This is a genomic window from Streptomyces sp. NPDC101165, assembly GCF_044768135.1.
GTDB lineage: Bacteria > Actinomycetota > Actinomycetes > Streptomycetales > Streptomycetaceae > Streptomyces.
This window is the reverse complement of sequence record NZ_JBIWPG010000002.1, coordinates 670,743-681,403: the sequence shown is the minus strand read 5'-3', so window position 1 is coordinate 681,403 and position 10,661 is coordinate 670,743. Positions and strand designations below refer to the sequence as shown.

Genomic DNA, 10,661 nt, shown 5'->3' with positions numbered 1-10,661 from the left:
CCGGCGGCGCGCGGCACGGGTCGAACCGGGGACAGCCTCACTCCCCGTCCGTAACAATGGACTTGGCCGTCGATCAGGAACACGGGGGTAAGACGCCATGAACAGGCTGATGGAGTTCACCACGGAGGACGGCGCCGTCGTCGTGGTGGAGGCCACGGACGGCGCGAGCGGCACCCGGCTCGTGTCCCGCGGCGAGAACAGCGGCCCGGCGGCCCAGGCCGCCCGCACCTTCGAGGGCACCCTGGACGGCGTCCGCTCGGCGGCCCAGTCCGCCCTCCGTGTCTTCCGCGACGGCACGCTGCGGCCCGACTCCGTGGAGCTGGAGTTCGGCGTGAAGCTGAGCGCGGAGGCGGGGGCGGTCATCGCCAAGGGGGCGGCGGAGGGGCAGCTGGTGGTGAAGTTGAGCTGGTCCTCGAAGGACGCGAGACCGGCTGCCGCCGCCGACACGGATCCGGAGCCGGCCTCCGGGTCATGAGCAGGGATGCCTGGCACGCCCGGATCGAGTACGGCGGCGCGGTCGCGGGGGCGGGTTTTCTGGTGGCTCCCCGTACGGTGCTGACCTGCGCGCATGTCGTGCGGGACAGCGAGCCGGGGCTGCTGACGGTGTCGTTCCCGAACCGGCCGGACCTGGGCGTGTTACCGGCGGCGGTGTCGGCGCACGGCGGCTGGGCGGGCGGCGTGACCGACCCGGGTGACCTCGCCGTACTCGAACTGGCCGACGACGTGCCGCTGAGCGTCGCCCGGTTCGCTCCCCCGGGCATCGAACTCGGCCTCGCCACCCAGGTCCTGGTCGCCTACGGGTTCCCGGACGGGTACGACGAGGGCCAGCTGGCCGAGTACCGGGCCGTGTCCGCCACGCGGATCGCCGACGAGTGGGTGCAGCTGGAGGCCGTCACGGCACACGGGCAGCCGCTGACGCACGGCTTCAGCGGGGCCGCGGCCACCCTCCCGGACGGCAGGGTGGTCGGCATGATCGCGCAGGTGGCCGGCGAGCACGGCGTACGGGTCGCCCGGATGCTGCCCACGGAGGTGCTGGCCCGTCACTGGCCGGGCTTCGGCGAGCTGGTCCCGGCCCACGGTGACTCCCCCGACGCGGCGAGACGGCTGTACGGGCTGGTGCGACGGGCGGCGGACGCCGGTCTGGACTGCGACCCGAACCGGCTGTACATGGACGCCGTGGGCCCCTTCGGCCCGCCCCTGCCGCCGGACGGCTTCACCTCGCTGCGGTCGGCGGCCGGGTACGTGCACTGGGAGGTCGAGGACCCGGACGCGGTGGCGAGGTTCGCCGACCGGCTGGAGGAGCTGCTGTCCGCATCCCCCGCCTGCGCCGCTGTCTCCTGGTCCCCCATCCTGGTCGAGCTGGACCGCAGCGGCGCCGGCGCCGACCAGGTCACGGTCGAGGTGTCCGCGTATCGCGACGGACTGCGCCGGCCCGTGGGCGCGGTCCGGCTGCCCCGAGCCCGCGTGCGGGCCTACGTCCAGGAGTGTGTGGACGAGGCGTTCACCCACCTGGCGCCCGGGGCCGACGAGTTGATCACGTTCGTACTGCCGCGTGAGTGGCTGAACGAGCCGGTGGCCGGGTGGGAGTGCGGTCCCGACGACTCCACGCCCCTGGGGTGCGCCCACCCCCTGGTCGTCGCGGACCGGTCCCGCCACCACAGCGCCCGCCTGCGCCACCAACTGGGCAAGAAGTGGCAGAGGTCGGGGAGCGGATTCACGTCCCCGACCGTGCACCGCGTCGACTGCGGCAACCGGGAACGCCCGGCCGGCCTGCGCAAGCGGCTCCGCGACAAGGAGGCCGAGCTGGCGCTGTACGCCACCCCGCCCGTCGCCGCGCCGGACCACTTCGAGGCGGGTCTGAACACCCCCGTACCGGTCCTCCTGTGGCCGCGCTCGGGCTGCCCCGGCGCCGACCACGGGACGCCCTGCGCGGGTACCGCCTTCCTCGACGGACTCGTCCCGTACCTCCACGGCGCCTCGCCCGCCGAACTTCCCCGTCTCATCCAGACGTTGCGGGAGGAGGTGGAGGCCGCCGACGACCCGGACCGGCACTGGGCCCGGGACGTCCAGCTCCTGTGGGACGACCCGCGCTGCTTCCCCGAACCCCCGGCCAGCCTGCACACCCCTGTCGCCTGACCCCCCCCACGGAGAACGAACCCATGCCCCTGTGGCCCGTGTACACCGGCACGAAGGAGCCGCACGACGGCATCACCGAGCTGCCCGCGCCCCCGCCCTGGCGGGCCTTCGACGGCGGCCCCGAACTGGACACGCCCGCCGACGCCGCCGACACCGCGGCCACCTCCCCCGACCGCGCCCACCGTGCCGCGACCTACCGGGCCACCGCGCAGACCGTCCAGCTGGTCAACGCGGCCCTCTATCTGCGCCGCCCCCTCCTCGTCACCGGCCCGCCCGGCACCGGCAAGTCCTCCCTGGCCTACGCGGTGGCCCGCGAGCTGAAACTCGGCCCGGTCCTGCGCTGGAACATCACCAGCCGCAGCACCCTGCACGACGGCCTGTACCAGTACGACCCCCTCTCCCGCCTGTACGCGGCCCGCCAGGCGGCGGCCACCCGGACCCCCGGCGCCACAGCACCCGAGTCCGGTATCGAGGACCACCTGCGCCTCGGCCCCCTCGGCACCGCCCTCCTCCCGTACGCCCGCCCCCGCGCCCTGCTCATCGACGAGATCGACAAGAGCGACCTGGACCTGCCCAACGATCTCCTGAACGTCCTCGAGGAAGGCCAGTACGAGATCCCGGAGCTGGTCCGGTCGTCCGGGTCCGGGGACGAGGACCCGCAGGCCACGGTCATGGTCGACGGCACCCACGAACGCGTGCCGGTCGAACGCGGCCGGGTCCGCTGCCGGGCCTTCCCCTTCGTCGTCCTCACCAGCAACGGCGAGCGTGAGTTCCCGCCCGCCTTCCTGCGCCGCTGCGTCACCCTGCGGCTGCGCCAGCCCGACGACTCCCACCTCGCCGACATCGTCCGCGCCCACTTCGACGGCGAACCCGACGGCTACGCGCAGGACCTGATCGACCGGTTCCTGTCCCGCGCGAGCGGCGGCGACCTGGCCACCGACCAGTTGCTCAACGCGATCTACCTGGCCCGCTCCTCCGACCTGCCGGCCGACTCCCTGGACGACCTGGCGGAACAGCTCATGCCGTACCTCGGCGAGGCCCAGCGCTCCGATGCGTTCTGACCGTCCCGGGTCCCCGGACCCGCTCGCCCGGCTGGCCGACGTCCTGGCCGCGGCGGCGGACGGCGTGCGCCCGGCCCCGCTGGAGCTGGCGGAACTGCTGTGGCTGGCCCGACAGCTGGAGCCGGGCGACGAGGAGCGGCGGACCTCAGCCCCGGAGCCGGCCCCGGAGCCCGCCCCGGACACACCGCGGGAGCAGCCCCGGCCCCCGCAGGAGGAACCCCCGGCCGCCCCGGCGGCACCCGATCCCGCCCCGACCGCACCCCCCGATCCACCCCGCGTCCCGCTCCACCTGCCGTCCCGCACCCCCTCCGCACCCGGCACGCACGCCTCCCTGCTGGCACCGGCACCCCCGATGCTCCGCCACCCGCTGGGTCTGCAACGCGCCCTCCGCCCCCTCAAACGCCGTACCGACGCCCCCTCCGGTCACCGGCTGGACGAGCGGGCGACGGCCGACCGCATCGCCCGCATCGGTGCGGCCCCCGAGTTCTGGCTGCCGGTGCTGCGCCCCGCCCAGGAGCGCTGGCTGCGGCTGAACCTGGTGTACGACACCGGGCCGACGATGCCCGTCTGGCGGCCCCTCGTCCACGAACTGCACACGGCGCTCGCCCAGTCGGGCATCTTCCGCACCGTGACGCTGCTGCGCGCCGCACCGGACGGCACGGTCCACGGCCACGGCGCGCACGCCCCCGCGGACGGCCGCACGGTCACCCTCGTGATCAGCGACTGCATGGGCCCGCAGTGGCGGGAGGGTCCCGCCGGCACCCTCTGGTACGACACCCTGCTCCGCTGGGCGCGCCGGATGCCCCTGGCCGTCGTACAGCCCCTCCCGGAACACCTGTGGCGGGACACGGCCCTGCCGACGACGCCGGGCCGTCTGTCGGCACCGCACCCTGCGGCCGCCGCGGCGACGCTCACGTTCACGCCGTACGAACGGCCGGAGCAGCACGAGCACCACGAGCCCGACGACTCCACGGTGCCGTACGGGCCGAGGGGCCTCCCTGAGCGCTACGACGCCGTCCCCCTCCCCGTGCTGGAGTCCGAGCCGGCGTGGCTGGCGCACTGGGCCGCGCTGCTCACGACCGCCGGCGGGGCGGAGTTCCCGGCCGCGGTCGCGGAGTTGGGCCGCCCACTGCCGGCCCGCTCCGGTGACCGTACGGACGTCGGCCTGCTGTCCGCCGAGGAGCTGGTCCTGCGGTTCCGCGCGACCGCCTCCCCCGAGGCGTTCCGGCTGGCCGGCCATCTCGCGGTGGGCCGCCCCGACCTGCCCGTCATGCGCCTGGTCCAGGCCGCCCTCGAACCGGATCCGCGGCCCCAGCACCTGGCCGAGGTCATCCTCAGCGGCATGCTCGCCACCGTCCCCGGCGGCCCGCCCGGCTCCTACGCCTTCCGGGACGGCGTGCGGGACCTGCTCCTGCTCAGCCTGCCGCGCTCCGCCCGCCATCGCACCACCGAACTCCTGGACCGCATCGGCGAACTGATCGACCGGCGGGCGGGGCGGGCGCCGGGCGAGTTCCGGGCCTCGACGGCGGCGCCGTCCGGCACCGGCACCGGCGTGGACGGCGAGGCGTTCGCGACGGTCAGCCAGGACAGCCTGCGGCGGCTGTCCGATTCCGCCGGGCGGGGCGGGCTGTTCGCGGGGCGGTACCTGCTGGTCCGACCGACAGGATCGCAGGGCACGGACTGGGTCGCTCAGGACACCCGGCAGGGGGGCGAGACGGTCCTGGTGCGGCTGTACCTGCGTCCGCCGGACTGGCTCCGCATCGGCTTCGCGGACATCGCCCAGCGGCTCAGCCACGTCGACCATCCGGGGATCGCGGCCATCAGGGATTGCGGCACGGAGGGCGATGTGCCCTACCTGGTCCGGGAGTTCCTCGACGGCCGGAGTCTGTACCAGCGGCTCAAGAGCGCACCGCACGGCCTGCCCGCAGGCGAACTCGTCGCCCTCGTCCCTTCTCTCGTCGAGGCCGTGAACGCCCTGCACGCGCAGGCGGGGCCGCATGGGGGGCTGGTCGCGTCGCACGTCGTCCTCACACCGCGCGGGCCGGTCCTGGACGTCAGTTCCTTCGGCATCGGAGGCCGCGGGGACGATCTACGGGCGTTGGGGCACATCGTGCGCGCCATGCACCGAGGCCTGTCCGGCGACCAGCAACTCCCGCTATTTCCAGGGAGCCTGTCCCTTCCCCGAGGGCTCGAGGAGGAACTGGACACGGCCGTCACGGAACTCCTCTCCGACAGCCTGGAGACCCAGCTGCGCGGCGCCGACCGGCTCCTCCGTCTGCCCCCGCACCGGGAGCGCACCCTCGGCTTCTCCCTCCTCGGCCCGCTCCGCGTCACCCGGGACGGCGTGCCCCTCGCCCTCGACCACCCCGAAGAACAGGCGCTGCTGTGTGTGCTGCTGCTCCACCACGGCGAGCCCGCCACGCACGACGAGCTGGCCACCGGACTCTGGGGACCGCCCGACCGCCACGGCTCACGTGACCTCCTGGACACGTACCTCAGCCGGCTGCGTCACCTGCTCGGGCCGGACGCGGTGACCACCGAGGGCGGATACGCCCTGCGGCTGGACCGCGTGTCCGGCCGTGACGACTACGACGTCTTCCGCGTCCGCCGCCTGGCCGACGAGGCCGAGCGGTCCCGCACCGCCGGAGACCTGGCACGCAGCCGCCGACTGGCGCAGGAGGCCCTGGGGCTGTGGCGCGGCGAGCCGCTCGACGGCGTTCCGGGACCGGTCGCCCGGCACACCCGGGACGACCTCAACGCCCTGCGCCGTACGCTCGGCGCCCTGGCCGAAGAGCCCATCGACAACCACCCCGAGATCTACTTCAGGACCGACGAACTCGCCGGCCGCCCCGAAGCCCGCATCACCCTCGAAGCCACGGTGCATGAGATCCTCGCGCGCGGCTCCCTCACTCCCCGCCAGTACGCGGTGCTCGTCCGCCCGGACGGCTACCTGGTGCGTATCGAGCACGGCGTCTTTCTGCTCCCCGTCCTGGTGGCCGTCCTGCGCGAACTCCCGCATGCGCTGGCCCGGCTGACCGATCCGCCACGCCTCCACGTGACGTTCGGGCAGTCGCCCGCCCAACCGCCGGATGCACCCACGGACGTCATGGTCGTCGTACCGCCCGCGCTGTACGAGGCCTTCGCCGCCAGTTCCGCCGCCCAGGGTTCCGTGCGCTTCAGGCCGCTGTTCCCCGACGACGCCACGGACACCCCGCCGAGCGGCTGGTACTGCTTCCTTCTGCCGGCATCCGCCGAACCGGCGGAACACGACCTGGTCCAGGGCCCCTTCATCACCCACGACCTGCACCAGCTCGGCATTCCCACCCCGGGCCGCACAGCCATCGTCCACACACAGCCGGACGGCCCGTTCACGCTGCTCAACCCGGTCCAGCCGTACGGCACCCGGCCGCCCCGCCCGGAGACCTGCTACTCGGTCGACCTCACCCCGCGGCAGGCCCGTCACACGGTGCCTCTGCCCAGCTCCGGCAAGGGCGCGTTCACCGCCGCGGTGGAGCTGTCCTGGCATGTCGACGATCCGGTCGCCTTCGTCCGCGGGGGGACCGACGGCATCTCCGGGCTTCTGCTGGAGCATCTGCGCGACGCGGCGGTCCGCATCACCCGCCGTCATCCGCTGCGCCGTGCCGGCGCGGCCCAGCGGGCGGTGAACGCCGGAGTGTCCAGCTGGCCGGTGCCGGGGCTTTCGGTGTCGTACTCCGTGCATCTGACCCCGGAAGGGCTGCCCGCGCCGGTGCCGGAGCAGTCGACCCCGTCGCGGCGCCGGCTGTCGTCCGTGCTCGCCGACGCCGAAACCGTGCTGATCGGCTTCGACGGTCCCCTCGCCCGGCTGTTCTCCGCGCAGACGGCACGTGAGGCGGCCCTCGACCTGCTGTCCGTCGTCGCCGAGCACCGCGACCCCGAAGCCGCGCTGCGGGGCCGGCCACTGGCCGTCACGGGCGCCGCGGGCCGGGAGGCGTTCGTGCATCCGCTGGACCTGCTGCGCGCCTTCGCCCACGACCCGCTCGGCCCCCAGCTGCGGGCACGCCTCGACGACCTCGAACTGGATGCCGTTCCCGACGCGCCCACGACGCACCGCTCCGTCGCGCTCGTCCGCGCCCTGCACCGTTCCGGTCGTCGCGTCGGCGTGGTGACGGACGTGTGCGCACAGGCCGTCCACCGCTACCTGGAGCCCTACCGTCTGCCCCTGACGGGGATCCACAGCCGCCACGACGACCTCGGGCTGCTGATGCCCCACCCCGACTGCCTTCAGCGCGCACTGAACTCCCAGGGCACGCCGGTCGCCGCGGGCGTGCTGGTCAGCTCCTCGATCGCCGAACTCACCGCCGCCCAGCAGCTCGGCCTCCCCTTCGTCGGATACGCCCCCACCTCCGCCGGGCGGCAGCGCCTGCGCGAGGAGGGCAGCGACGTCACCGTCTCGTCCCTCGAGCCTCTCCTGGAAGCCGCCCGCTCCCTCTGAAACCCCCCATTCAGCCGCTCCCCACCCGGCCCCCTCCCGCAGGCGCGCCGTCGGAATCCCCCAGAGGATGCGAAAGAAGCCGCCGTCCGGCCGCAAAGCCTGCGCACTCGGGAGGACCTGCCGTGACCGTCAGTCTGGACCAGCTGCGCCGTTGCCACTTCGCCGTCGATCTGGGTGCGGCCCGTACCCGGGTGTATGTGAAGGGTGCCGGTCTCGTCGTCGACCAGCCCTCGGTCGCGGCCGTGAACACGCGTACCGGTTCCCTCATCGCGGTGGGCGAGTTCGCGGAGAAGATGACCGGGAAGACGCCGGCTTACATCAGGGTCGAACGGCCCGTCTCCGGCGGCACGGTCGTCGACATCGAGATGGCCCAGCGCATGCTGCGCCACCTGCTCGGCGACAAGATGCGCAGGACGCTGCGCCGCAAGCCCCGGCTGCGCGCGGCGGCCTGCACCCCGCACGGCGCGGACCCGCTGGCCCAGCGGGCGACGATCGAGACGCTGGTCGGGCTGGGTGCGCGTCGGGTGGAGCTGGTGGACACGCTGATCGCGGCCGCGGTGGGGTGCGGACTGCCCGTGGAGCTGCCCGAGGCCAACATGATCATGGTGTGCGGGGCGGCGGCCACGCAGGTGGCCGTGCTGTCGCTGGGGTCCATCGTGGTCGCCGAGCGGGTCCCGGTGGGCGGGGAGGCCGTGGACCACGCGATCGTGCAGCATCTGCGGCACGAGCACGAGCTGATGCTGCCCAGCCAGGCCGTACGGCCGCTGCAGCTCGCCCTGTCCGGCAACGGGCTCACCCCGCACGGGCCGGCCTCGACGGAGATCCACGGGCGGGACGTGGCCACGGGGCTCGCGCGCAGCGTGCGCGTCGACACCGCCGCCGTGCGCGACGCGATCCAGACCCCGCTGACGGCGGTCCTGGACGGGATCGGCAGGGTGCTGCGCGACTGCCCGCCCGACCTGGTGGCCGACGTCGCCGACCGCGGGATCATGATGGTGGGCGGCTCCGCGCTGCTGCCCGGCCTGGACCAGATGCTGCGCGAGGCCACCGGCATCCCGGTGCACATCGCCGAACGGCCCGACGTATGTGCCGTACAGGGTCTCGGGGCCATGATGGAGGGCCGGATCGCGCCGCTGCTCCTCGACCCGCTGGCCGCCTGAGGCGGCCGTTCCTCAGGTCGTCAGTACGGCAGGATGCGCCCCGAGGGCGTCCTGCGGTCGATCTCCTGCCCGCGCGGGGCGGAGGGCCGACGAATGACACGTACTCGGATCCGACGGTCCATGACGCCCTCCTTCTGCCGGCACCGCCCCTTCGGCAGCTTCCGTAGGAGGTGCGTGCCCAGGACAGAGCATCTCCAAGCCAAGTACAGGCCATGTATTGGTTCTTGAACGGCTACCGGCCGGCCAGGTAGCGGCCGAGGACGTGGTCGAGGTGGGCGATCCATTCGGCGAGCCGGGCCGAGCGGCGGGCGTTCAGCTCGCAGGAGTACACGCCGCCGTCCCACAACCGCACCGTCACGGTGAGCCGGCTGCCGCGCGGGGAGGGTGTACGTACGACACCGGCGATCTCCGCCCACTCGAAGTCCGCCGCGGCACCGCCGACTTCGAGGATCACGCCGGTCGCGTTCACGACGACCCGGGAATCGCGGTCGGCGAACTCGACCTCCGGTGCGCCGTACGGAAGCGGCGGTCCGAAGCCGTACGGGACCTGCGGCGGGGTCGCGGGCTGCGGGGGGAGGTGCGGGGACATCGGGGGTGTGGCCGGCGTGGCCGCTTGGTGCGGGGGCGTCCAGGACGACGCGGGCGGTGCCGCCCGGTGACGGGGCGTCGTGGGTGCGGCGACCGTCGGGGTGTACGGCGTCTCGGCCGGCGGGGTCCGCTCCTGCGGTTCCCCGGTCAGCCGGTCCAGCAGGTCGGTGGGCGTCGGCCGGTCCGCGGGGTCCTTGGCCAGGCATGACGACACCAGGTCGACCAGCCCGGCGGGTACGGCGGACATGTTCGGCGGCTCGTGCACGGAGCGGTACATCAGCCCCATGGGCGTGCCCTCGCCCCAGGCGCTGCCGCCGGCCGCGGCGACCAGGACGGCGCCGAGGGCGAACACGTCGGCGGCGCCGGTCACATCGTTGCCGAGGGCCTGTTCGGGGGCGAGGAAGCCGGGCGTGCCGAAGGCGGTGCCGGTGGCGGTGAGGCGGGTGGACTCGACGGCCCGGGCGATGCCGAAGTCGAGGACGCGCGGCCCGTCCTCGGCCATGATGATGTTGCCCGGCTTGAGATCGCGGTGCACCAGACCGCAGGAGTGGATGGACTCCAGCGCCTCGGCGAGGGCGGCGGCCAGCGACCGCAACTGCTGTTCGTCCATGGCGCCTTGGGCGGCGAGCCGGGCCGCGAGGGTGGGGCCGGGGATGTAGGCGGTCGCCAGCCAGAGCGGATCACCGTCGACGTCCGCGTCCACCACCGGCGCCGTGTGGAAGCCGCCGACCGTACGGGCCGCCTCGACCTCGCTGCGGAACCGCTCGCGGAAGACCGGGTCCGCCGCCAGCTCGGTCCTGGCGACCTTCAGCGCGACCGCCCGACCGCCCCGCGTCCGCGCGAGAAAGACGGTCCCCATCCCTCCCTCACCGAGCTTCCGCTCGACGAGGTAGCCCCCTATGCGTTCCATGCGCACAGTATGCCGCCGGGTGCGGGCGGCCGATCAGCCCGCTGGTTCCCGGGAGTTCGGCGAGACGGTCCAACTGCTCAGCAGGGTCAGCGCCTGGGCGTGTCGGAACCAGGTTCGACGGTGTGGACGCACAGGGTCCGGTCGGCGTCTCCGGGGACCTGGAAGGACTCGTGGGCGAGTGCAGATCGCCGACCCGACGGCGGGCCCCGGGGTCCGGCAGGTAGGAGCGGGCCGGGTGGTTGGAGGCCACGACGGCGGTGCGCCGGCCGAGGATGAAGGCGGGCACGTGGTCGAGGGTCCGCAGCATGAGGTGCAGACCCGGACGGACCCGC

The 10,661-nt window shown here is 74.0% G+C and carries 7 protein-coding genes; 5 read left to right on the top strand and 2 right to left on the bottom strand.

Going from position 1 to position 10,661, the window contains the following annotated elements; translation table 11 throughout:
* Positions 1-97 precede the first annotated feature (97 nt).
* The 5 genes from ACIRVH_RS06505 (at position 98) to ACIRVH_RS06485 (ending at position 8,831) form a co-directional block, all read left to right on the top strand.
* Positions 98-475 (top strand): CU044_2847 family protein, encoded by a 378-nt coding sequence (locus tag ACIRVH_RS06505; protein WP_403948688.1) that lies wholly within the window; start codon positions 98-100, stop codon positions 473-475.
* Positions 472-2,136 carry a trypsin-like peptidase domain-containing protein gene (locus tag ACIRVH_RS06500; protein WP_403948686.1) on the top strand — a complete coding sequence of 555 codons (1,665 nt, stop codon included), beginning with the start codon at positions 472-474 and terminating at the stop codon, positions 2,134-2,136. The genes ACIRVH_RS06505 and ACIRVH_RS06500 overlap by 4 nt, the downstream gene beginning before the upstream one ends.
* 23 nt (positions 2,137-2,159) lie before the next feature.
* The gene (locus ACIRVH_RS06495) at positions 2,160-3,197 is read left to right on the top strand and encodes an AAA family ATPase (protein WP_403948684.1); all 1,038 of its coding nucleotides are present in this window, start codon (positions 2,160-2,162) and stop codon (positions 3,195-3,197) included.
* Positions 3,187-7,671: an SAV_2336 N-terminal domain-related protein gene (locus ACIRVH_RS06490; protein ID WP_403948683.1), complete on the top strand. Its 4,485-nt coding sequence runs from the start codon at positions 3,187-3,189 to the stop codon at positions 7,669-7,671. Before ACIRVH_RS06495 ends, ACIRVH_RS06490 begins: the two co-directional genes overlap by 11 nt.
* 122 nt (positions 7,672-7,793) lie before the next feature.
* On the top strand, positions 7,794-8,831 hold the full coding sequence (locus ACIRVH_RS06485; protein WP_403948682.1) for a rod shape-determining protein: 1,038 nt from the start codon (positions 7,794-7,796) through the stop codon (positions 8,829-8,831).
* A gap of 232 nt (positions 8,832-9,063) precedes the next feature.
* Here ACIRVH_RS06485 and ACIRVH_RS06480 read toward each other — a convergent pair whose 3' ends face one another.
* A complete protein-coding gene (locus tag ACIRVH_RS06480; protein WP_403948680.1) occupies positions 9,064-10,329 on the bottom strand; it encodes a protein kinase in 1,266 nt (421 codons plus the stop codon).
* Positions 10,286-10,636 (bottom strand): hypothetical protein, encoded by a 351-nt coding sequence (locus tag ACIRVH_RS06475; RefSeq protein WP_403948679.1) that lies wholly within the window; start codon positions 10,634-10,636, stop codon positions 10,286-10,288. The genes ACIRVH_RS06480 and ACIRVH_RS06475 overlap by 44 nt, the downstream gene beginning before the upstream one ends.
* Between the last annotated feature and the right edge of the window lie 25 nt (positions 10,637-10,661).

Coding starts and splice junctions, on each gene's coding strand:
- ACIRVH_RS06505 (WP_403948688.1), top strand. CDS start 98: ATGAACAGGCTGATGGAGTTCACCACGGAGGACGGCGCCGTCGTCGTG.
- ACIRVH_RS06495 (WP_403948684.1), top strand. CDS start 2,160: ATGCCCCTGTGGCCCGTGTACACCGGCACGAAGGAGCCGCACGACGGC.
- ACIRVH_RS06480 (WP_403948680.1), bottom strand. CDS start 10,329: ATGGAACGCATAGGGGGCTACCTCGTCGAGCGGAAGCTCGGTGAGGGA.
- ACIRVH_RS06490 (WP_403948683.1), top strand. CDS start 3,187: ATGCGTTCTGACCGTCCCGGGTCCCCGGACCCGCTCGCCCGGCTGGCC.
- ACIRVH_RS06500 (WP_403948686.1), top strand. CDS start 472: ATGAGCAGGGATGCCTGGCACGCCCGGATCGAGTACGGCGGCGCGGTC.
- ACIRVH_RS06475 (WP_403948679.1), bottom strand. CDS start 10,636: ATGCTGCGGACCCTCGACCACGTGCCCGCCTTCATCCTCGGCCGGCGC.